This window comes from Myxococcus sp. CA056 (assembly GCF_013336715.1).
Lineage (GTDB): Bacteria > Myxococcota > Myxococcia > Myxococcales > Myxococcaceae > Myxococcus > Myxococcus llanfairpwllgwyngyllgogerychwyrndrobwllllantysiliogogogochensis.
The window spans coordinates 44,982-66,778 of record NZ_JABUMT010000003.1 but is presented as its reverse complement, the minus strand read 5'-3'; the positions used below and the strand labels follow the sequence as shown (position 1 = coordinate 66,778).

Below are 21,797 nucleotides of genomic sequence, written 5' to 3'. Positions count from 1 at the left end.
GCGCGAGGTGGGTCTCAAGGAGAGCCCGAGGCACAGGGGGCAAGCGTGGCTTAACAATGTACGTATGTCTGCCACAACCCCTCCTGCACCTCTGGATGGCGCCTCACCGGACGGTGGGGCGTCGTCGACCGGGCACAAGGTATTGGGGGCTCCCGTTGGTGTCAACGCGAGATCTAGTGCCTGAGTAGGTCCGTCCTTTGCAATCTATGATCGATCTCCAACGCCCCACGTCACGTTCTGCTCACAACAGTGCGTGACAGAATGGACGACACTCCGTACGTGGGGGCTGGAATCGAACCTGGGAGGATGGACGAGCCGGACCCTGCTCAGGGAGTCGTGCCCGAATCCATCCCCGAATCCACCGGGGGCGTCGGCGTGGCACCCTCCGTGGGGGCCTCCGGTGAGGTCGGTGTAGGGGCAGGTGGGGGCGACTGGACGGGGGGCGCGGGAGGCGTCTCACGAGGCGTCTCCTGGGGTCCACTCAAGGTGTGGACGGCGCGGCGGAGGGCCTCCTCGAGCTCGCGGGCCGGGGGCGAGACGGTGGAGAGCATCTGGTTGGCGCTGCGCGCGTGGCGGCTCTGGCTCTCCGCAGCGAGCTTGAGCTGGACCAGGGCGTCGCTGACCAGCCTCCGGGCATCCTCGAGCTTCTGGCGGGCCTGGAAGTAGGCCACCTCGGTCATGAGCTTCTGGAGGGTGAGGCGCTGCTCCTCGGTGACTCCGGCGAGCTTCTCCGCGCGGCGCAGGTAGTACAGGCCCTGCTCCACCTTGGGGGGCTCCTCGGAGGCGATGCGGGGACGGGCCATGGACTCCAGGAGGGGGAACAGGGCCCGGTCCAGCTCGTCACGCTCGGTGAAGCTGCGCAGGATGAGGGAGCCGACGTCCTGGCCCTCCAGGGGGATGGGGGCGTAGGCGTCCGCCAGCCGGGGGTCTCCGGGCCGGTAGGGGACGGCGCCCATGGGGGCCATGCGGCCCTTCATCACCACGAGCTGGCCGTCCACGGGGGCCAGGGTGAAGGTGCGCGAGTTGAGCTGGGACAGGAGGAAGACGACTCCGCCGCCCAGTCCGAGAATGAGGAAGAAGACGAGCAGCCTGATGAAGGTCCGCCGTGCCCGATAGCCAAAGCCCTGCTGTGCCGATCCGTTCATGTCGCCTGCTCTCCTGACGTCCGGGCGCCGGGCTGATTTCGGTCCCTGGCGCTTTCCTTGGGGCGCGGAGGCCCACGGCTATACTCCCACCCCCGAACACACCCATGCATCACACATTCCGTCGCATGGGGCCCAGTGAACTGCTGCCCCGCTACATTTTCGCCGAGAGCCTCTTCGCGCGCCGCCGCGTTCTGGAGGTCGACGCGGTGGCCTCCACCGGTGGAGAGAGCGCGCGTTTCCTGCTGGAGCGGGGAGCGCGGGCTGTCGTCGCCTGTGACGAGGACCTCAAGGCGGTCCAGGCCGCGCAGAAGGCGCACGGTGGGCCCACGCTGCGTTTCCGCGCCAACATCTACGACGACTTCGAGCCGGGAAGCTTCGATGTCGTGCTCGTGGCGGACCTGGCGCCGTACGTCCGGGCCCCGGAGCTGCTGGCGGAGCTGGCGCGGCTGGTCGCGAAGCAGGGCTTCCTGGTGGGAGGGCTGCGCAACGTCGCGGGGCTCGCGCTGCCGCAGCTCATGGAGGCGGAGGAGGGTGGCGCGCCGCCCACGTATGGGCTGCTGCTGGATGCGCTCAACGTGCACTTCCCGCACGTGGAGGTGGCCACGCAGTCGCCGGTGCTGGGCTACCAGCTCGCCTTCGAGCGTGGCGAGGGGCTCCAGGTGGACGGCTCGCTCGTGCAGAACGGCGAGGCGGCGTACTTCCTGGTCGTCGCCGGACAGGAGCCCTCGCGTTCGGTGGACCCCACGTGGGTGCAGCTGCCGCCGGAGCCGCTCGCCTTCACCCGGGGCAAGCTGGACGAAGTGGTGGCGCGCGCGAAGTCCTGGGAGGAGCGCAGCACGCGGCTGAAGGAGTCGCTGACGCGGCTGCGCACGGAGCTGACGGACCGGGAGGCGGAGGTCGCCGCGCTCAAGCCCGTGTTGGAGGTGACTCGGGACGAGGTGGCGCGGCTCACCGCGCAGCTCGAGCAGGCGCGGGGCACGCCGGAATCGCAGCGCGAGCGCGACGACCTGACGGGACGGCTGCGACGGCGTGAGCTGGAGCTCCAGGTCGCGCACGAGCGGCTGGGAGATGCGGACCGCCGGTTGACGGCGCAGCGCCTGGAGGTCGAGGCCGCGCAGCGCGTGCAGGCAGAGGCCGGAGTCCAGGTGCTCGCGGGCCAGGAGACGCTCCGGCTGGAGCGTGCGCGCCGCGAGGAGCTGGCCACGTCCCTGGAGGAAGCCCGGGAGCGGCTGACGCAGACCTATACCCAGGTGCGGGAGCTTCAGGATGAGCTGACCACGCTGCGCATCGACCGGGAGAAGGACCGGTTGTTGGCGGAGCGCGCCGGGGAGCAGTCCGAGGATCGGCGCCGCGCGGCGGATGCGGCCCGCGAGCGGGAGCTGCGCATCGCCGAGCAGTACTCGGCGGCCCTGGCGGCGGTGGAGCACCTGAAGGGCGGGACGACCCGCGCGGAGGAGTTCGCGCGTGAGGCCGCGGCGGCCCTGTCCCTGAAGGAAGCGGAGCTGGCGCGCGCGGCTCGCGAGCTGACGGAGGCGTCCCTGCGCGTGGCGTCGGCCGAGGGTGCTCGACGCGACGCGGAGGAACAGCTGGCGGCGCTTCAGGCCGAGGGACGCGGTCAGGAGACGGAGCTGGTCGCCGCGCGTGAGCGTGAAGCTCGGCTGCGCAGCGAGCTGGAGGCGCTCACCGAGGGTGAGGCGTCCGCTCGTGCCACCGCGCGGAAGCTGGAGGAGTCACTCCACGAGGCCAGCCAGCGCATCACGGAGCTGGAGGCGGAACGTGCTCGCGTCGAAGCGGGGCTGACGGGGGCTCTGGAGACAGAGCGCTCCGGGCTCCAGTCCCGGCTGACGGCGCTCGAGGGCGTGCTCGCGTCGGAGCGTGTGCGGGCGGAGGCGCTCGCGGAGGAGGCTCGCACCGAGGCCGCCATTCGCGCGGAGACGGAGGCGCGCAAGCTCGAGTTGGAGGAGGAGCGCCAGGCGCTGGTCCGGCGCGTGGTGGAGCTGGAGGCGGAGGTCTCCACGCTGAGTCGGTCCCGTCGCGAGGAGTCGGCGCGCGCGGAGGAGCTGGAACTCACGCTCCAGTCCGTGCAGTCGGACCTGGAGACGGCGCATCAGGAGCGGGACTCCACGGCGGCCCTGGCCTCTCGCGTGGGCGGAGAGCTGGACCAGGAGCGGGAGTCGCGCGCCGCTGTCGAGGATGCTCTGCGGATATCGCGGGGCAAGCTGGAGAGCGCGGCTCAGCGGCTCGTCGATGCCGAGGCCATGCTGGCGCGGACTCGCGAGGCGGTGGACGCGGAGGTGGCGCGCCGTGCCGCGCTGGAGACTTCGCTGGCGGAGGTCCAGGCCACGCTGGAGGCCGAGCGCGATGGTCGCGTGAAGTCGGGCTCCGCGCTGGAGACCCTGCGCGCGGAGCTGGAGACGGAGCAGGCGCGTCGGGAGTCCACGGAGTCGGCGCTCGCGGAGGCCCAGTCGGGACTGGCCGAGGCACGACAGGCGCTCACCCAGTCGAAGGAGGCACTGGACGCGGAGACGGAGCGACGTGCTCGCTGGGAAGCGGTGCTCGCGGACGTGCAGGTCCAGCTCCAGGAGGAACTCCAGCGACGCACGCGCGCCGAGGAGGCGCTGGCGGAGGCGCGAGGACAGCTTCATGGCGAAGGTCAGCAGCGGACCCATGTCGAAGGCACCCTGGCGGAAGCCCAGGCTCGCCTCCAGGCCGAGGCCGAGCGGCGGGGCCGCGCAGAAGCGACGCTGACGGAGGCGCAAGAGCGCTTCGAGGTTGCACTGGCCACTGCCCAGGCCCGTATCCAGGAAGAGACCGAGGCGAAGGCTCGCGTCGAAGCGACGCTGGCTGAATCCGAGGCTCGCATCCAGGAAGAGGCCGAGGCGAAGGCGCGCGTCGAGAAGGCATTGGCGGAGGCCCAGGCTCGGAGCGAGTCGGAGGCCGAAGCGAAGGCGCGTCTCGAGACGGCGTTGGTCGAGGCCCAGGCTCGGAGCGAGTCGGAAGCCGAAGCGAAGGCGCGTGTCGAGTCGGCATGGGTCGAGGCCCAGGCTCGGAGCGAGTCGGATGCCGAGGCGAAGGCGCGTGTCGAGTCTGCGCTGGCCGAGGCGCAAGCCCGGAGCGAGTCGGAGACCGAAGCGAGGGTGCGTCTCGAGACGGCGCTGGTCGAGGCCCAGGGACTCCTCAAGGAAGAGACCCAGGCGAGGGCGCGCGTCGAGACGGCGCTGACCGAGGCTCGGAGCCGTGGTCACGAGGACGGCGAGGAGAAGGCTCGCGTCGAGACGGAGCTGGCCGAGGCCCGGACCCAGCTTCAGCGTGAGGCCGAACAGCGGTCTCTCGCCGACGCGGCAGTGGCCGAGGCCGAGGCACGCCTGTTGGCGGAGACCGAAGAGAAGGCTCGTGTCGAAGCCGCACTGAGCGAGGCTCGAGCGCGCCTCGCGGAAATCGAGGCGCTGCGGACACGCGCCGATGAGGCACTGTCGGAGACGCAGCTTCAACTCCAGTCGGAATCGGAGCAACGCGCGAGGACTGACGCAGCCCTGGCGGAGGCCCGCGAGGCGCTGGCCACGGAGCGAGAGTCCTGGGGGCAGGGTGAGGTTCAGGCCCAGGCCTCGTTGGCGGAAGCACGCCAGTCCCTCGCTTCCGAGCGTGCGGCGCGTGAAGCACTGGCCGCGGAGCTGACCGACGCCCGAGCGCGAGTCTCCGACGCGGACGAGGTCGTCACCCGACTCCAGTCGGAGCTTGTCTCGGAGCGAGAGGGTCGGGCTCGAGTCGAGACCTCGCTGACGGCGGAGCGAGAGGCGCTGAGTGCGGCTCGCGCGGAGCTGGAGACCGAACGTCAGGAACGCAGCGATGGCCAGGCCGGACTCGCACGTGTTCATGAGCGATTGGAGGGAGAGCAGCGCGCGCGTGCCGAGGTCGAAGCCTCGTTGGCTCAGACCCGAGACGCGCTGGCGACGGAACAGCAGGGCGCGGAAGCAGCACGTGCCGAGCTGGCCCGTGAGCGCGAGGCCCTGGCGCAGGTGCGTGCCGAGCTGGCGGCCCGAGAGCAGGCCCTGACAGAAGTGCGCGAGACCTCCGAGTCCCGCGAGCAGGCGCTGCGCGCCAGCGTGGAGCGACTGGAGGGAGAACGCGCCCAGGCCGAGGACTCGGCGCGGGAGCTGAAGTCGACCCTGGATGCGCGGCTGTCCGAAGCGGAGTCCATGGGGGCGCGACTGGCGTCCGTGGAGCAGTCGCTGAGCGAGGCGGAGTCGGCGAAGCGCACGGTGGACGCGACCCTCTCCGAGCGGGAGTGGGCCCTGCAAGAGCTCCAGGCCCAGGCCACTCGACTCACCGAGACCGCCACCGCGCGCGAGGTGGAGCTGGGTGAGCTTCGCGAACAACTTCGGACGCAAGAGGCCACGGAGACCGCGCTGGAGGCCACGCGCCAGGAAGTGCTGGACCTGCGAGGCGAGCTGACCCACTTGATGGCGGCGCGGCAGGAAGTGATGCGCCTGGGGATGGAACTCCAGCGCGCCATGGCCGCGCTGCACGACCGGGGAATGCACCTCTCCCGGCTCGACGCGGAGCTGGTGGACGCACGGGAACGGCTGGTCGCCCAGCGCGAGAACGCCGAGCTGCTCATGGTGCAGCTCGAGACGGCGCGGCGCTTCGCGGGGAAGGCCACCGCGATGGAGAACTCGCTCGAAAGCGAGCGCGCCTCGCTGGAGAGCACGCGTGCCGACCTGGAGGCCGCGCGGTCGGAGCTGGCGCGAGTCACCGAGTCGGCGCGGGCCGAACAGGAGCGGTCCACGACCCTGGATGCGCGACTGACGGAGGCCGCCGAAGCACTGGGACAGGCCCGGGCGGACTGGGAGGTCCGGCTCGCCGACTTCACCGCGCAGCTTGAACATCAGCGCTCCGAGCTGGAGTCCAATCGCGGGGAGAAGTCCGAGCTGGAAGCTCGCCTCACGGAGACCCTGTCGCAGCTGGAGGCGCAGCGGTCGGCGCTGGCCGCGCTGGAGGCCCGGCTCACCGAGTCGGACTCGCTGCTCCAGGCACACCGTGCGGACCAGTTCGCGCTGGAAGCACGGCTCACGGAGTTCAGCACCCGGCTCGAAGAGCAGCGCGTCGAGCGTGCGGACCTGGAGTCGAAGCTCACGGAAACGGTGGCGCGGCTCGAGGCTCAGCACTCCGTGCGCACGGACCTGGAGTCGAAGCTCACCGAGAGCGTGTCGCGACTCGACGCACAGCGCGCCGAACATGCGGACCTGGAATCGAAGCTCACGGAGACGGTGGCCCTGCTGGACGCTCAGCGCACGGACAGCGCCGACCTGGAGTCGCGGCTCGCGGACACGGTGGCCCTGCTGGACGCTCAGCGCACGGACAAGTCCGAGCTGGAGTCTCGGCTCACCGACGCCGAGGCGCGCCGCGCCGAGCTGGAAGCCCAGTTCTCCGACCTCCGGGCTCGCGCTCAATCCATGCGCGAGGAACACGGCGCCAGGCTCGTCGAGGCCACCACGGACTTCGAGGCCCGGCGCACCGAACTCGAAGCCCGCTTGTCCGACCTGGAGTCCTCCACGACGGAGAGCGCCACCGCGCTTCAGTCCTTGCAGGACCGCCTGACCCGCGCCGAGTCGGAGCGTGAGCGACTCCAGTCGGATCTGACTGTCGCTCGGGCCGCCCGGGTCCGGCTGGAAGGCCGCATCACCGCCCTGGAGACAGCTTCCACGGATGCGGTGCGCCTGCTCGACACCGAGCGCGCCGAGCGCACCCGCGTCTCCGAGTCGTTGGAAGAAGCCCGACGCCAGCTCGCGCAGCGTGACGGCACCACGTCCGACCGTCTCACCACGCTGCGGACCGAGCTGACGCGCCTCCAGGAGCAGGCGCAGGCCCTGACGACGGAGAAGCAGGACCTCCTGAAGGATCGCTTCGAGCGGGAGCGCCTGGAGCCGCTCGTGAAGGAGCAGCAGGCCCGACTCACCGCCCTGGAGGCCGAGCGCAACGAACTGCTCAAGGCCACCGAGGAGCTCAAGGCCGCCTCGCAGACGGACGCCGTCCTGGAGATGGCCGCGGAGATGGAGCAGCTCCAGTCGGAGGTCGACTCGCTCCAGGAGAAGCTCCAGGCCCAGGAGACGGAGCTGGGCACCCTGCGCCGTCAGGTGGCCCGAGCCGGGGCCAACCCCGTCCAGGACATCTACGAGCGTGCCAACGCGGAGCTCAACGCGGTGAAGAGCGAGCTGTCCCGGCGCACGGGCGTGGCGCTGACCCCGCCCGGTGGCACGCCCGTCCGGGCCCCCACCATCCCTCAGGCCAAGCCCCCGCGCACCGCCGTGCCCGCGCTCGACATGCCCGACCCGCCGCCTCCGACGAAGAAGGCGGACGAGCGCGAGTGACGTTCCACGGCTAGGATTGCCACCGTGGACGTTCGCGAGCGCATCTTCAAGTACCAGGGGCTGGGCAACGACTTCGTGGTCCTGGACCGTCGCCGGTCCGGCGTGGACATCGACGCGGAGACCTCGCGTTGGATGTGCGACCGCCGGCTCGGCATCGGCGCCGACGGAGTCCTCGCGCTGCTCCCCTCCGAGCACGGCCTGGCCCGGATGGTCGTTCACAACGCCGATGGCAGCATCGCGGAGATGTGCGGCAACGGCCTGCGCTGCGCGGTGAAGTACCTGGTCGACCAGTCCGGGGACAACCCGGGCCGCATCGACGTGGAGACAGGCGCCGGAGTGCTCACCTGCATGCCCGGCTACGGTGACGGCGGGGTGGTCGCGGTGGACATTTCCATGGGGCCAGCACGGCTCGTGGCCCCCAACCTCCCGTCCGGTGTCACCGGGCGTGCGTTCCTGGACACGCCGTTGCCAGGGCACCCCGAGCTTCGCGCGTCCGCGGTGAGCATGGGCAATCCCCACCTGGTCCTCCTGGACCAGCCGCTGGAGGACGCGCCTCGACTGGGGCCGGTGCTGGAGCGGCACCCTGACTTCCAGGACCGTACCAACGTCGAGTTCGTCCGGGTGGAGGAGGACGGCCTCACCGTCGTCGTGTGGGAGCGGGGCTGTGGGCTGACCCAGGCGTGTGGCACGGGGGCCTGTGCCTCGGCGGTGGCGGCGGTGCTGGCGGGGCGGTTGCCCTCGGACACCTGGCTGCGCGTCACCCTTCCGGGAGGCAACCTGCGCATCCGCGTGCCCGCCGACCTGTCCGACATCCGCCTCCGTGGTCCTGTCGCCTTCGTCTTCGAGGGCGTTGTCGCGCTTGCTGGGGGCCGGTAACCTCCGACCTCCCCCTTCGCACCCGGGTCAGACAGCGCGTGGCCGGTCCCATTCTCGTCGTCGACGACGACCTGTTCTTCCGCCAGCTCGCCAGCGACATGCTGTCCCGTCATGGGCACCGCGTAGTCTCTGTGGAGAACGGCACGCTGGCGCTCGAGGAGGCGGCTCGCACGCCCTTCGACCTGGTCATCACCGACGTGGTGATGCCGGGCGTCGACGGCTTCGCACTCACCGCGCGCCTTCGCGAGAGAGACCCGGACCAGGAGGTCATCCTGGTCAGCCATCGCACCGACGTGAAGGGCTCGGAAATGGCCCTGCGCTCGGGCGCGGCGGACTGTCTGGCCAAGCCCGTGGAGGAAGCGGACCTGGTGCTCGCGGTGGACCGCGCCCTGGAGCGCGCCGCCCTGCGCCGCGAGCGCACCCAGCTGCGCGACGAGAACATCGAGTTCGCCCGCTTCCACAACCTGCACCAGCGCTGCCTGGAGCTCATCTCCCAGTCTGATTTGGAGTGGCTCCAGGAGCGCATCATCTCGGAGCTGTCCGCGGTGTGCGACGCGCAGAGCGCCGCGCTGTGGGTGCTGGACGACCGGGGAGACCTGGTGCTGCGTGCGTACCGGGGGCTGCTCGACAAGCAGTTCCTCGCGGAGAAGATGAGCCCGGAAGGGCCGCTGGCGGGGCGCCTGCGGGACGCGCAGCCATGGTTCGCGCGGGATGAGCGCTCCGCGGTGCTGTACGTGCCGCTGATGGTCTCCGGCGAAATCGTCGGCCTCGCGCAGCTGTCGGACCCGCTGGCCGGTGACTTCCGCGCCGAGCATTCGAGGGACGCCCGCGTGCTCGCGGACTTCGCCGCCGTGGGCGTGAAGAACGGCCGGCGGATGATGGCGCTCCAGCGCCTGGGCCTGAGAGACCGCGAGACGGCGGCCTACAACCTCAGCTACTTCACCGACTACGCGTCGAAGGAAATCTACAAGGCGCGGCGGTATGGGCGGACGTTCTCGCTGCTGACCTTCTCCATCGACAACCTGCCGCTGGTGCGCGTGCGCCAGGGCGCGGCGGACGCGAAGAAGGCGGTGCGCGGCATCATCCGCGCGCTGAGCAAGATCATCCGCGACTCGGACGTCATCGCGAAGGCGAGCGACCAGGAGTTCTATCTCCTGTTGCCGGAGACGGACTTCTTCGGCGCGATGATGTTCGTGCGTCGCGCGGTGGCGGCGGTGCGCGAGGAGCCTGAAGTCCAGGACGTGGAGTCCCGCCTTCCGCTGGCCCTCGTGGGCGGAGCCAGCACCTTCCCCAAGGACGGGGAGGACTTTGACGAGCTGGTGCACCGCTGCCGTCGCCGCATGGACGAGCGCCGCGCGTCGCTCCAGCGGCGGCTGATGCTGGACGGGCTGCCGTTCTGGGACGAGGTGGACCTGCTCTTGGGCACGCCCAACAGTCCCAGACTGCCCGTGGACGAGCGCGCCGAGCCGAGCCGCCGGGGCAAGGTCGCGGATGTCCTCTTCGACGAACTCCAGGCGGAAATCGCGCGCGAGCTCACCCGAGACCCGGGCACGCGCGGCCTTCTGTACGTGGGCGGGCCGGAGATTCGCGCGGACCTGCCCATCGCGGCCGGGCTGGAGTCGGCGCCGCCGGACCTGTCCTCGCGCATCTACCTGCTGGGGCGCCGGGTGGACCTCGAGTCGCATCCCGCGCTGACGCCCGTGTTCCTGGAGGGCGACGAGCGCGTGTCCCGGCATGAGTTCATCCTCTGGCTGTCGGAGAGCGCGGCCTACGCGCTCATCCAGCGGCGGGGGCGGGGCGCGACGTGGGGCTTCCACACCTCGGACACCGCCGTGGTGGACGGGCTCATCTCCAAGCTGCAGGCCGAATACGACCTGCAGCCCTACTGACACGAAGCGGAGCGACCCATGGCCCAGGTCCGGAAGATCCTCATCGCCGACCCCGACCTTGAGTCCGTGCGCGCGCTGTCCCGCGAGCTGCGCACCAAGGGCTATCAGGTGCACTACGCGCCGGATGGCTCCCGGGCGCTGGAGGTGGCGGTGCTGCGCCACCCGGACCTCACGCTGTTCGATGAGAACTGCCGGCTGCTGGAGGCGCGCACCTTCATCCAGATTCTGCGCACCAACCCGCGCACCGAGGACATCCCGGTGGTGCTCACCACGTCGAGCTTCGACGGGGACCGGTATCGCGGCCTGCGGGATGGCTACCTGCGCAAGCCCTTCAACCTGGACGAAGTGCTCAGCCGCATCGAGCACATCTTCCGGCGCAACGAGGCGGCCAAGGACCTCAAGGTCGAGCAGCAGGAAATCGAAGGCTCCCTCAGCCAGCTCAGCATCCCGGACCTGATGCAGCTGCTCGGGATGAACCGGCGCAGCGGGAAGCTCTCGCTGGAGCGGGGCAACGAGCGCGGCGAAATCCACGTGGTGGAGGGCCGCCCGGTGAATTCGAAGCTGGGGCGGGTGGAAGGTGAGAAGGCGCTGTTCCGCCTGCTGGCCTGGGGCGATGGGACCTTCACGTTCTCCCCCGGCGCCAGCGCGGCGAAGGCTCGCATCAACCGCGCCATGGACGACGCGCTGCTGGAAGGCATGCGCCAGTCGGACGAGGTGAATCGCCTGATGCCGGGCCTGCCGCCGCGCCACACGCGGCTGATGCTGGCGCCGGACGTGGAGCTGCAACAGGACCAGCACCCGGTGACGGCGCAGGTGGTGGACCTGCTGCGCCAGCCGCGCGCGCTGGGCGAGGTGCTGGACCTGGCGCCCGCCACGGACCTGGAAGTGCTGGGGGTGCTGTCCACCCTGATGCAGCGGGGCGTGGCGAGGCCGGCGGACGTACACGGCATGGACGCGAACGCCAACGAGCTGCTGGGCGCCGCGGAGGTGCATGCCCTGCGAGGCCGCATCCTCCGGACGAAGGCTCCGTCGAGGGTGGCGACCGCCAAGATTTTCGTCTGCGGCAGCGGCTCGTCGGCGGCGCGGCGGGTGATGGCCCGCGTGCCGGGCCTGGAGGCCTTGTCCGCGGAGCCCACGGCCGTGAAGAGCGGCTTCGGGACACTGGGGCGACTGGTGCTCAGCGAGGTGCTGCGGCTGGACTTCTGCACGCTGCCTCCGGCCGAGGCGGCACGGCCCCTGTGGCGCCCCTTCAGCGCGGGCGCGGTGGGCGCGTTGCTGCTGGACGTGTCGGAGCCGGCGGTGGGACTGGCGCACTATCTGGCGTGGGAGGCGCGGATGCCGATTGTCGTCGTGGGCGCGGAGGTGCCCGCGGCGCTCCAGGGCGCCCCCGCCGGGGCACTGAGCGTGGTGGACGACCTGGGCGAGGCGCTGAGGTCGCTGCTCGTGCAGGCCCTCAACCCCGCGCCCATGCTGCCCGGCGTGCCCCAGGTGCAGCGGGCCAGCGCCTTTGTCGCGTAGTCGCTGCTAGGCGGCGGGCGCGGCGGGCCTGGCCTCGATGCCGAGCGCCTCGTTCGCGAAGCGGTACATCCGGGCCCGGAGTTGGTCCAGCGCCGCGAGGGTGTTTCGGCCGCCGCGGTTGGCCTCGTCCTCCAGCTTGTCCTTGCAGCGCAGGTCGACGCAGAGGCTGATGCCCACGCGGCGCTTGCTGTTCACGTCGGTGGTGAGCAGGTCCACCGCGTGCGACGAGCCGTAGTTGTGGCACCACTCGCACATGCGGGCGACATCGAGACCTCCTCCGGTATCGCGCCGGAAGATGATGCCGATGGGCTGGTGGCTGCCGGGCGCGGAGAAGACCAGGTACACGCGCGCGCCGGACGTCTCCGTCCAGGCCAGGTAGTCACGAACGAACAAGGGGAAGATGAGACCCGGCGGCATTTCCATGACGCGGCGGTCTCTCGGACGAAAGGACTGGATGAGGTCCCGGTCGGTTTCGAATCGGAACACGGCTGCTCCTTGGAGAACGTCTCGACCTAACAGCCAGCGGCCCCTGATTCTACCCAAACCCACCAGGAAGCCAGGCCCCTCGTCCCCTGGTCGCCAGGGGAGAAGGGGCCCCGTCCCACGCGACTGTGCATGCCATTGCACACGGCGAGTCGCGTCATCTGGGTCCATTCGCACGTCGTTTCACCGGCTGACCCGCGCGTGACATGGCGATGGGAGAACCATGGCGCTTCATCCGGCGCAGGGCCGGACACACCCCACCTCGTAGGAGCCCCTCTCAATGGAACGAGTCGCACCGCCGTCGAGCAAGGAGCTCATTGCCCGGACACGTCCCTTCGCCATGCAGGATGTGGCGCGTTCGGGTTGGAACCTGGCGGCCACCTATGCCGCGCTCGCCGCGGCCGTGACGCTGGCGGTGGCCGCGCCCTGGTGGCCCCTGCGCGTCGTGGGCGGCGTGCTGGAGGCGCTCGTCCTCATCCGCGCGTTCATCCTCTTCCATGACGCCATGCACGGGGCGCTGCTGCCCTCGTCGCGCTGGGCGAAGGTCCTCTTCCAGGTGCAGGGCATCCTGACGCTCACACCCGCGCGCATCTGGAACGACACGCACAACCACCACCATGCGAACACGGCGCGCATCGCCGCGGACTCCGCGGGCACGTTCGCGACGTGGACCACCGAGCAGTGGCGCAAGGCGTCCGGCTGGCAGCGGCTGGGCTATGCGGTGGAGCGCCACCCGGTGACCATCCTGTTCGGCTACGTCACCGCGTTCCTCATCAGCCTGTGCCTGGTGCCCTTCGTGAAGGACCCGAAGCGTTACTGGACCTCCGGGCTCGCGCTCGGCGTGCACGTGGCCCTGTCCGTGGCGCTCTGGGTTTTCTTCGGCCCCGCCGTGTACCTGTTCGCCTTCGTGGGCCCGCTGCTCCTCGCCTACGCGCTGGGCACGTACCTGTTCTATTCGCAGCACAACTTCGACGAGGTCCGCATCCTGCCGGAGGGGCAGTGGACCCACGCGGATGCCGCGCTGGAGGCCTCCAGCTACCTGCGCTGCGGCAAGGTGATGGCGTGGTTCACCGGCAACATCGGCTACCACCACGTGCACCACCTGAACCCGCGCATCCCGTTCTATCGACTCCCGGAGGCGATGGCCGCCATCCCCGAGCTGCAGAACCCCCACGTCACGACGCTGAGCCCGCGCGACATCGTCCACTGCCTGCGGCTGAACCTGTGGGAGCCGTCGCTCGGGCGGATGGTGCGCTACCGCGACGCCAACGTGCGCGCCTGGGCGGCGCGGGCCGACGTGCCTCCTCGGAGCGCGGTCTCCTCCGAGGGGCACGCGGTGTCGTGACGGCTCAGTTGTTGAGCATGGGCTGACCCTGGTGCGCCACCAGCAGGTCATGCATGTCGTTGGCGTGCTCCTCTTCCTTGGCGAGGATGTCCTCGAGGAGCCGCCGCGTGGTGGGGTCCTTGTCCGAGAAGTAGCGAATCAGGTCGCGGTACGTCTCGATGGCGATGCGCTCCGCCACCAGATTCTCTCGAATCATGTCCACCAGGTTCTGCCCCTCGACGTACTGACTGGAGCTGCGTGACAGCAGGCCGTCGGGGTTGAAGTCCGGGCGCCCCCCGAGCTGGTTGATGCGCTCGGCGAGCCGCAGCGCGTGCTCCTGCTCCTCGCGCGCGTGCTCCCCGAACTCCTCCTTCACCGCCTCGCTGTGGATGCCCATGGCGGAGACGTAGTGGTACGTGTAGCGCAGCACGCAGACGATTTCCGTGGCGAGCGCGTCGTTGAGCAGCTTGAGCGTCGTGTTCACATCGCCCTCGTAGTTCTCGGTGAGAGCGCCTTCCTCCAGGTGCTCACGGGCTCGACGGCGGATCTCCTGGAGGTCGCTGACGAAGGGCTGCGTCTCGGGCATGTCCTGGTCTCCTTTCGGCGAATGCGTGACAGGAAGCTGGGACCTCGGGGGCGGGGTCGACCACCCTCGCTCATGACGTCCCGGGCCTGCCCGTCCCGCCCCCCGGAAGGAGCTTTCTGTTCGCCGTGGCGCGGCGTGCCCGCTACCGCGCCGCCGAGTGTGGCCCCGCGATGGGAGGCTGCCCCGTGGGCGGTGCTATCGGGCCCGTGTGGGGCACGGGTGCTCCGGTGGCGCTCGCCACCTCGTCGGGCTCGGGGCCCACGTTCCACTGGCCCGTCCGCCCTGTCACCCGCGCGCCCACCGGTTGGGTCTTCGCCACCAGCGCGGCCTCCTGGTCCGGTGGAACCAGGTAGCGGCTGACATCGGGTTGCACCAGGTCGCTCGTGGCGACGAAGGTCCAGGGGCGGCGGACGTTCATGCCTGGCAGGGGCATGGGCTGCCAACCAGCGAGGCCCTCCCCCCAGCGCCAGTCCACCCAGGAAGGGGCCCACTCGTCGTCGGGCCACCAGACCCAGCCCTCCGAGGGAGCGACGAACCACCTGCCGTAATGGAAGGGCGCCCAGCCCCAGTCCCAGTCGCTCTGGAACGTCCAACCCCAGTCGCTGAACACCCACTGGCCGGAGGTGGCGTAGGGCACGAAGTCCAGGCCCACGAGCTTCGCGTCGGGGCGCCACACCCAGCCCACCTCGGGGAGCTGGAGCCATTCGCCATGCGGCGCCATCACATCGCGGAAGATGGAGATGTTGCTGCCCAGCGTCGTGGACGTCGACTTCAGCTGGGGACCGAACTCCTCGGGCCCCATCGCGCAGCCGAGCCCCGCCAGCAGCGCGCCCGCGCTCACGCCACCCAGGCGCAGCCAGCGCCAGGTTTCATTCCAGGTGCGCATCGTCGGCCCTCCGTGATGGATATCCGTCACGCCTCAGGATGTGCCTTCTCCTTGAACGCAGAGACCCTCGGGGGCGATGCCTGGAAGGCTCGGCTGCCCAGCGCGCGCCGGCCCCCTGGTTGACTTCCTGTCACCCGAGCGAGGCAGACTGCCCTCCGTGCGCGTGAACAAGCTCCTCCTCTCCGTCGTGCTGCTGACCCCAGCGGTGGCCCTGGCGGGCATGCCCAGCTTCTTGTTCACGGAGATCGCCGAGCAGCGCTTGGAGGCCATCTCCTTCTTCATCGCCGTCTTCCTGCTCGTGTCGCTGGGCGTCTGGAGATTGTGGAACTGGCTGCGACGGGATGTGCCCCGGTTGCCGAGGCTGAGCTACAGGGCCTCGCTCGCGCTGGTGTTCCTGGTCGGGCTGGGCCTTCAGCTCGTCCTGTCGATGATTGCCGGTGGCCGTGAGCTGATGACCCCGGGAGCCTGGGAGAAGAAGGGCGCGACCTACCAGGTCATCCCCGCGCCACCCCCCTCGGACGCGGACCTGCTGGTCCAGGCGCGGCGTCAGCGTCTGGATGAGCTGCGCGTGGCGCTGTGGGCCTATGCCGCCGAACATGGGCGCGACTTTCCGAAGAGCGACCTGGGCACCGAGCTTCCCGCGGCGCGCTGGAAGGTGCTCGGGGACTCCGGCCTGCACTTCATCTACATCGGAGGGCAGAAGGCGGACGCGCCCGCGACGCCACTGGCGTACGAGCCGGGCATCTTCGGCCGTGAGCGCTGGGTGCTCTTCACCGACGGCGACCTTCGGCGCCTCCCCGTCGAGGACATCCATCGCTCGTTCGTGGCGGAGGGCGCGCCGTGAAGTCGAAAAAGGGCGTGACCTTCCTGGGCGTCATCTTCGTGATGATGATCTTCCTGTGCATGGGGCAGGTCTGGGTCATGAAGGTGCCCTTTCTGCTCGCCTTCGGCTGGCTGTCCTTTCTCCAGCAGGTGTTGCCGGAGGTGACGTTCCGCTGGGGCGCCATCGCCGAGTTCCTGCTCGTGGCGGCGGTGCTCGCCGCGGGCTCGCATCTGTTCCTCCGGTGGTTGTGGCGTCAGCTCCACGCCGAGGCGCCAGGGGCCTCCGTGTGGCGCCCGCGCTGGAGCGTGTCGCTGCTGCTGCTCGGGGTGCTGCTCTTCGCCGCGACGATGGCCTCGGTGGGCATCGGACATCACGTGGGCTGGCTGATGTCGGGGCGCGCGCGCCTGGTGCGCAGCTCGTGGCCAGGGATTGAACCGGAGGGCACGCGGACCGCGCGCTGGCTCTGTGAAGAGGCCCGGGACCAGCTCAAGGCGGGGACACCGGACGGGCAGCTCACCCGGAAGCTGCTCGCAGACCCCTCTCTTCGCCCCATCGTGGAAGCGCAGTACGTGGTTCCGCACGTGAGCCCCGAGGGAAAGCCGGTCATCGTGGTGTTCGCGCGGGACCCACTCGTTCGCGAGCGGGATGGCGGCGTGCGCTGTGGTCCGGCATCGTTTGGCGTCGAGTCGCTCGATGCGAAGGTCCTGGCGCAGTGGCTCGCCGAACCACGCGCCGTCGCGAGCCCTACTCCCTGACGCTCGAAGTGCTTCAAGTGAAGCCGCGCGCGGAGGCCTCGTCGCGGGGGTGCTAGGCTCGCACTCCCCGTGCGGGCCTTGAAATGAAGCCCGACGGGTCACCTGGAGGAGCCGCTCATGTCTTCGCGTCGCTTGTCGCATCCCTGGAGCCTTGCCGTGGTGCTCGCCTTCGCGCTGGCCGCGCCGCCCGCGCTGGCGGAGTCGGTCGAGGAGGAGCTGGTCTCTCGCGAGGACTCCAGCTCACAGGCTTCGTTGCTCACCTGTGGGCCGGCTCGGTGTGGCGGAGACTGGAACTGCGAGGCGAACTGCCCCGAGGCGGCGACCGCCGTCTGCGTCAACTTCTACTGCGTGTACACGTACCCGGATCCAGGCGGTGGTGGCGGTGGCGGTGGCCCGGGCTCGCAGTGCACGGGTTACCGCTGCGGCGGCGACTGGAACTGCGTCTGCGAGGGGCTGCAAGGCACCTGCGGCGCGAATGGCATGTGCGTTTTCTGAGTGGAAGCCCGGCGGTGAGCACTTGGCAGTCCGCGCGTCGTGACTAGTTTCCCGCGCACAAATGCGACGCCGGGGCGAAAGCCCGGGCGTCGTCACGCGAGGAGCTGACGGTGCAGGCGAAGATGCTGCTGGCCCTGGTGGTGGGTTCCCTGACGTTCGGAGTGGGCTGCCACCGCAACACCCGTGAGAGCGCGAAGGATGATGCGGAGCGCGCCGCGGACAAGACCGAGGACACCGCCGAGAAGGTGGGCGACAAGGTCGAGGACGCCGCCGAGGAGGCGGGCGACAAGATTGAAGACGCCACCGACAAGTAGCTCGGAGGTGTAGGCCCCTGGCCTTCCCGGACGCCGCACCGCGTTGGTTCAGCAGTCGCGTTTCGGGAAGGCCGTGGGTTGCCGTCAGCGTGGGGACTGGCTGAATAATCAGCCCCATGGGAACGCTCACGCTCAGCGCCTCCGCGCACCTGTGGGAGCAGTTTCTCGTCGGTGCGCTCGACGAGGACGTGGCCTCGGTTCCAGAGGCACCGCCGATACTCTCCCGCTGGCAACGCTCACGCGCGCTTGGCGCTCCGAGCACGGGCCTGCCCGACGAGGGGCCCAGTGTCGCCGGCGTCGCGCTCATCGAGCGGCGAGCCCGCCTGGAGCCGGTGTGGCACGAGGTTCGTGACATCCTGGACGTGCTCGCCGCCGCGCCCATGCCGTCAGGGCGGGTGGCGCTGCTCGCGGACCGGGAGGGCGTCATCCTCGCGACGCGCAGCTCGGGGGGCGACTTCAGGGACCACGCCGACTACGTGCGACTGGTGGCCGGGGCCTGTTGGGACGAGGTGTCGCGAGGCACCAATGCGATTGGCACCGCGCTGGTGGAGTCCTCGGCCGTGGCGGTGGTGGGGCCCGCGCACTATGCGCAGCGGCACCATGGGCTGGTCTGTTATGCCGCGCCGGTGAGAGACCCGTTCGGCGAAGTCGTCGGCGTGCTGGACGTCACCGGGCCCGCGAGTGGCGCGGACCCGCTGGTGCTGGTGGCGGTGGCGAGCATCGCTCACTCGGCGGAGGCGCGACTGCGCGAGGTGGCGTGGGCGCGTGTGGCGGCGGCCGCGCGAGGGGGAGTGGATGCCCACCTGTCGCGCGAGGACGGCCCGGTGCTGCTCGTCGAGCCGCCGGGTCGCGTGCGGCGTCTCAATGGCGCGGCGCGCTCGCTGCTGGGCCTGGAGTCATCCCCGGGGGACGTGTCGCCGACTCGGATGCTCGGCTTGTCCTGGCGGGCGTTGAAGGACGCGGCGTTGAGAGGCCACGCGCTGGAGGCGTGTCATCAGGCCTCGGGTGCGACGTGGCGGGTCCACGCGGAAGCGGTGGGGGAGGGGGACTCGGCGCTCGCGGTGCTGGTGCGGCTGGAGCCTCGTGCGACGCGCGTCACGGCGCGGATGCCGCCCGAGGTGGCCGAGAGCGGGCCCGATGGAGGGGCCTGGGCCGCGCTGAAGGGGAGTGACCCGGAGCACCGCGCGACGCTGCGAGAGGCCGCGCGCTTCGCTCCCACGACGCTGCCGGTGTTGCTGCTCTCGGAGACGGGTACGGGCAAGGAGTTGCTCGCGCGCGCGGTGCATGCCGCGAGCGCGGTGGCCTCCGGACCCTTCGTCGCCGTCAACTGTGGCGCGCTCTCCGCTTCGTTGCTGGAGAGCGAGCTGTTCGGTCATGCGCCGGGAGCCTTCACGGGGGCTCGCGCGGGTGGGGCCGAAGGCAAGCTGGCGGCTGCGGATGGAGGCACGCTCTTCCTCGATGAGCTCGCGGAGATGCCCGCGGCGCTGCAGGTGACGCTGTTGCGTGTGCTGGAGGATGGCGGGTACTCGCGTGTCGGCGAGTCGCGCGTGCGGCACTCGCGCTTCCGACTCATCGGCGCCACGTGTCGGGACCTCGAAGCGGCCGTGAGCGCGGGCACCTTCCGGAGCGACCTCTACTATCGCCTCCAAGGCGCGGTCCTTCGCTTGCCGCCGCTGCGCGAGCGGGTGGACCTGCCGGAGCTGGCCCGGTCGTTGTTGAGTGGGCTGTCCGTCGAAGGAGGCCATCCCGCGAGCACGCTGTCCGCAGAGGCGCTGGCTCGTCTGCGGGCACACGCCTGGCCGGGCAACGTGCGGGAGCTGAAGACGGTGCTCCGCATGGCCCTGGTCCGAGCAGGAGGAGCGCCCGTGGTGAACGCGGCCGCGCTTCCGCCCGAGCTGGGGCGAGCACCCGCGCACGTGCCACCCGTGTCCCCGCCACCCGTCGAGCCCGTGGCCTCCCCGGGCCTCAGGGAGCTGGAGGCCCACGCGATTCTCGACGCGCTGTCTCGCAGTGGTGGGAACGTGGCCCGCGCGGCGCGGCTGCTGGGGATTGCTCGCAGCACGCTGTACCGGATGGTGGAGCGCTTCGGGTTGGTGCTCCCTCCGCGCTCGTGATGCGAGCTTTCCCGTAGGCGCGCCGTGGGCCCGCGAGGGGACGGTGGCTCGTCCTCATCGGAACATTCCATCCGTGCGGTGGCACACCCGCGCGCGACACTGTCGCGAGGTGCTCCACGCGGAGCGGACAGAGGTGTCGCATCGCGGGACACGACGCGCCGCGACGTCGGTGGTGCGGGGCGTGGCATGCGCGCTGCTCTGGGGGGCACGGCTTCCACCCGCAGCCCCACCCGCAAGGAGAGCGTTCATGATCTACGCCGCCCCCAATCAGCCTGGCTCGAAGGTGAAGTTCAAGGCCCGCTATCAGAACTTCATCGGCGGTCGCTGGGTCGAGCCGAAGCGCGGGCAGTACTTCGAGAACATCTCGCCCGTGACGGGGCAGGTCTTCTGCGAGATTCCTCGCTCCACCGCGGAGGACATCGACCTGGCGCTGGATGCGGCGCACGCGGCGCGCGTCTCGTGGGGCCGCACGTCACCCACCGCGCGCTCGAACATCCTGCTGAAGATCGCCGACCGCATGGAGCAGAATCTGGAGATGCTCGCGGTGGCGGAGGCCTGGGACAACGGCAAGCCGGTCCGCGAGACGCTCGCGGCGGACCTGCCGCTGGCCATCGACCACTTCCGCTATTTCGCCGGCTGCATCCGCGCGCAGGAAGGCACGGTGGGCGAGTTGGACCACGACACCGTCGCGTATCACTTCCACGAGCCCCTGGGCGTGGTGGGGCAGATCATCCCGTGGAACTTCCCCATCCTGATGGCGGTGTGGAAGGTGGCGCCGGCTCTGGCGGCGGGCAACTGCGTGGTGCTCAAGCCCGCGGAGCAGACGCCCGCGAGCATCCTCGTCCTGGCCGAACTCATCCAGGACCTGCTGCCCGAAGGTGTCCTCAACATCGTCAACGGCTTTGGCGTCGAGGCGGGCAAGCCGCTGGCGAGCAGCCCTCGCGTGGCGAAGATCGCCTTCACCGGTGAGACGACGACGGGCCGGCTCATCCTCCAGTACGCGAGTGAGAACCTCATCCCGGTGACGCTGGAATTGGGCGGCAAGAGCCCGAACATCTTCTTCGACGACGTCATGGCGCACGACGACGACTTCCTGGACAAGGCGATGGAGGGCTTCTCCATGTTCGCGCTGAACCAGGGTGAGGTCTGCACGTGTCCGTCGCGCGCGCTGGTGGGCGAGGGCATCTACGGCCAGTTCATCGAGCGGGCGCTGGAGCGCGTGAAGAAGGTCAGCCCGGGCAACCCGCTGGACACGGAGACGAAGCTGGGCGCGCAGGCGTCGAATGATCAGCTCGAGAAGATTCTCGGCTACATCGACATCGGCAAGAAGGAGGGCGCCAAGGTCCTCATGGGCGGCGAGCGCGTGAGTCTGCCGGGCGACCTCAAGGGCGGCTACTACGTGGCGCCCACGGTGTTCCAGGGCCACAACAAGATGCGCGTGTTCCAGGAGGAGATCTTCGGACCGGTGGTGAGCGTCACCACGTTCAAGGACTTCGACGACGCGATGCGCATCGCCAACGACACGCTGTATGGCCTGGGCGCCGGCGTGTGGACGCGTGACACGAACACCGCGTACCGCGCGGGCCGCACCATCGAGGCGGGCCGCGTGTGGACCAACTGCTACCACCTGTACCCGGCGCACGCGGCGTTCGGCGGCTACAAGCAGTCGGGCATCGGCCGCGAGACGCACCGGAAGATGCTGGACCACTACCAGCAGACGAAGAACCTGCTCGTCAGCTACAGCCCGAAGGCGATGGGGTTCTTCTGATGAGTGACACCCGTGCCGGGCCCGGCGCGGGTGGGCAGACGGAGCAGGAGGTGGCCCGGGTGGCGGTGACGCCCGAGGCCGCCGCCGTCATCCGCTCCCTGCGTGCCGCGAATGGTCCGCTGATGTTCCACCAGTCCGGCGGCTGCTGCGATGGCAGTGCCCCCATGTGTTATCCGGCGGGGGAGTTCCGTGTCGGTCAGCGGGATGTCTTCCTGGGCGACGTCGAGGGCTGCCCCGTCTACATCGGCGGCGCGCAGTTCGAGGTCTGGCAGCACACGCACCTGACGCTGGACGTGGTGCCTGGAAGGGGCGCGGGCTTCAGCCTGGAGTCGCCCCTGGGCGTGCGCTTCCTCACGCGCAGCCGTGTCTTCACGGATGAGGAATACGAGCGCATGAAAACCCAGCCACCGCCAAGGCGGGGACCACCGGAGTGAGCAAGGGTCCCGGGCTCGA

Annotated in this window: 16 protein-coding genes; 12 read left to right on the top strand and 4 right to left on the bottom strand. The window is 70.2% G+C overall.

Annotated elements, in window-relative coordinates; genetic code table 11:
- Positions 1 to 326: 326 nt before the first annotated feature.
- A complete protein-coding gene (locus tag HUA76_RS14770) occupies positions 327 to 1,145 on the bottom strand; it encodes an IF-2 protein (protein WP_174461249.1) in 819 nt (272 codons plus the stop codon).
- Between the two features lie 125 nt (positions 1,146 to 1,270).
- Here HUA76_RS14770 and HUA76_RS14765 point away from each other — a divergent pair, with 125 nt between their 5' ends.
- From HUA76_RS14765 to HUA76_RS14750, 4 genes are read left to right on the top strand one after another with little or no spacing between them, the layout of a single operon-like run.
- Positions 1,271 to 7,513, top strand: coding sequence for a methyltransferase domain-containing protein (locus HUA76_RS14765; protein ID WP_254614245.1), 6,243 nt, complete (start codon positions 1,271 to 1,273; stop codon positions 7,511 to 7,513).
- Positions 7,514 to 7,537: 24 nt separating this feature from the next.
- Entirely contained in the window at positions 7,538 to 8,389 is an 852-nt protein-coding gene (dapF, locus tag HUA76_RS14760) for a diaminopimelate epimerase (RefSeq protein WP_174453490.1), read from the top strand.
- Positions 8,390 to 8,427: 38 nt separating this feature from the next.
- Positions 8,428 to 10,278, top strand: coding sequence for a response regulator (locus HUA76_RS46440; RefSeq protein WP_141645815.1), 1,851 nt, complete (start codon positions 8,428 to 8,430; stop codon positions 10,276 to 10,278).
- An 18-nt stretch (positions 10,279 to 10,296) separates the two neighbouring features.
- Positions 10,297 to 11,796 carry a DUF4388 domain-containing protein gene (locus HUA76_RS14750; protein WP_174453491.1) on the top strand — a complete coding sequence of 500 codons (1,500 nt, stop codon included), beginning with the start codon at positions 10,297 to 10,299 and terminating at the stop codon, positions 11,794 to 11,796.
- Between the two features lie 6 nt (positions 11,797 to 11,802).
- Here HUA76_RS14750 and HUA76_RS14745 read toward each other — a convergent pair whose 3' ends face one another.
- Positions 11,803 to 12,282 (bottom strand): FBP domain-containing protein, encoded by a 480-nt coding sequence (locus HUA76_RS14745; RefSeq protein WP_174453492.1) that lies wholly within the window; start codon positions 12,280 to 12,282, stop codon positions 11,803 to 11,805.
- A gap of 277 nt (positions 12,283 to 12,559) precedes the next feature.
- Here HUA76_RS14745 and HUA76_RS14740 point away from each other — a divergent pair, with 277 nt between their 5' ends.
- Positions 12,560 to 13,624: a fatty acid desaturase gene (locus tag HUA76_RS14740; RefSeq protein ID WP_174461247.1), complete on the top strand. Its 1,065-nt coding sequence runs from the start codon at positions 12,560 to 12,562 to the stop codon at positions 13,622 to 13,624.
- A 4-nt stretch (positions 13,625 to 13,628) separates the two neighbouring features.
- Here HUA76_RS14740 and HUA76_RS14735 read toward each other — a convergent pair whose 3' ends face one another.
- Positions 13,629 to 14,189 carry a bacterioferritin gene (locus tag HUA76_RS14735; protein WP_174453493.1) on the bottom strand — a complete coding sequence of 187 codons (561 nt, stop codon included), beginning with the start codon at positions 14,187 to 14,189 and terminating at the stop codon, positions 13,629 to 13,631.
- Positions 14,190 to 14,331: 142 nt separating this feature from the next.
- Positions 14,332 to 15,075: a DUF6600 domain-containing protein gene (locus HUA76_RS14730; protein WP_141645810.1), complete on the bottom strand. Its 744-nt coding sequence runs from the start codon at positions 15,073 to 15,075 to the stop codon at positions 14,332 to 14,334.
- A 163-nt stretch (positions 15,076 to 15,238) separates the two neighbouring features.
- Here HUA76_RS14730 and HUA76_RS14725 point away from each other — a divergent pair, with 163 nt between their 5' ends.
- The 7 genes from HUA76_RS14725 (at position 15,239) to HUA76_RS14695 (ending at position 21,778) form a co-directional block, all read left to right on the top strand.
- Complete coding sequence (locus HUA76_RS14725; protein ID WP_174461246.1) at positions 15,239 to 15,919, top strand: hypothetical protein; 681 nt, start codon at positions 15,239 to 15,241, stop codon at positions 15,917 to 15,919.
- Entirely contained in the window at positions 15,916 to 16,653 is a 738-nt protein-coding gene (locus HUA76_RS14720; RefSeq protein ID WP_174461245.1) for a hypothetical protein, read from the top strand. The genes HUA76_RS14725 and HUA76_RS14720 overlap by 4 nt, the downstream gene beginning before the upstream one ends.
- Positions 16,654 to 16,770: 117 nt before the next feature.
- Entirely contained in the window at positions 16,771 to 17,148 is a 378-nt protein-coding gene (locus HUA76_RS14715; protein ID WP_174461244.1) for a hypothetical protein, read from the top strand.
- 110 nt (positions 17,149 to 17,258) lie between these two features.
- Positions 17,259 to 17,462, top strand: coding sequence for a YtxH domain-containing protein (locus HUA76_RS14710; protein ID WP_141645806.1), 204 nt, complete (start codon positions 17,259 to 17,261; stop codon positions 17,460 to 17,462).
- Positions 17,463 to 17,578: 116 nt separating this feature from the next.
- The gene (locus HUA76_RS14705) at positions 17,579 to 19,576 is read left to right on the top strand and encodes a sigma-54-dependent Fis family transcriptional regulator (protein WP_174461243.1); all 1,998 of its coding nucleotides are present in this window, start codon (positions 17,579 to 17,581) and stop codon (positions 19,574 to 19,576) included.
- A gap of 247 nt (positions 19,577 to 19,823) precedes the next feature.
- Positions 19,824 to 21,344, top strand: coding sequence for an aldehyde dehydrogenase (adh, locus tag HUA76_RS14700; protein ID WP_141645804.1), 1,521 nt, complete (start codon positions 19,824 to 19,826; stop codon positions 21,342 to 21,344).
- A complete protein-coding gene (locus HUA76_RS14695; RefSeq protein WP_141645803.1) occupies positions 21,344 to 21,778 on the top strand; it encodes a DUF779 domain-containing protein in 435 nt (144 codons plus the stop codon). Before adh ends, HUA76_RS14695 begins: the two co-directional genes overlap by 1 nt.
- The last annotated feature ends 19 nt before the right edge of the window (positions 21,779 to 21,797 follow it).

Excerpts from the sequence above, each read along its gene's own strand:
- HUA76_RS14765 (WP_254614245.1), top strand. The coding sequence starts at position 1,271 with ATGGGGCCCAGTGAACTGCTGCCCCGCTACATTTTCGCCGAGAGCCTC.
- HUA76_RS14735 (WP_174453493.1), bottom strand. The coding sequence starts at position 14,189 with ATGCCCGAGACGCAGCCCTTCGTCAGCGACCTCCAGGAGATCCGCCGT.
- HUA76_RS14770 (WP_174461249.1), bottom strand. The coding sequence starts at position 1,145 with ATGAACGGATCGGCACAGCAGGGCTTTGGCTATCGGGCACGGCGGACC.
- HUA76_RS14705 (WP_174461243.1), top strand. The coding sequence starts at position 17,579 with ATGGGAACGCTCACGCTCAGCGCCTCCGCGCACCTGTGGGAGCAGTTT.
- HUA76_RS14715 (WP_174461244.1), top strand. The coding sequence starts at position 16,771 with ATGTCTTCGCGTCGCTTGTCGCATCCCTGGAGCCTTGCCGTGGTGCTC.
- HUA76_RS14730 (WP_141645810.1), bottom strand. The coding sequence starts at position 15,075 with ATGCGCACCTGGAATGAAACCTGGCGCTGGCTGCGCCTGGGTGGCGTG.
- HUA76_RS14695 (WP_141645803.1), top strand. The coding sequence starts at position 21,344 with ATGAGTGACACCCGTGCCGGGCCCGGCGCGGGTGGGCAGACGGAGCAG.
- HUA76_RS14740 (WP_174461247.1), top strand. The coding sequence starts at position 12,560 with ATGGAACGAGTCGCACCGCCGTCGAGCAAGGAGCTCATTGCCCGGACA.
- HUA76_RS14750 (WP_174453491.1), top strand. The coding sequence starts at position 10,297 with ATGGCCCAGGTCCGGAAGATCCTCATCGCCGACCCCGACCTTGAGTCC.
- adh (WP_141645804.1), top strand. The coding sequence starts at position 19,824 with ATGATCTACGCCGCCCCCAATCAGCCTGGCTCGAAGGTGAAGTTCAAG.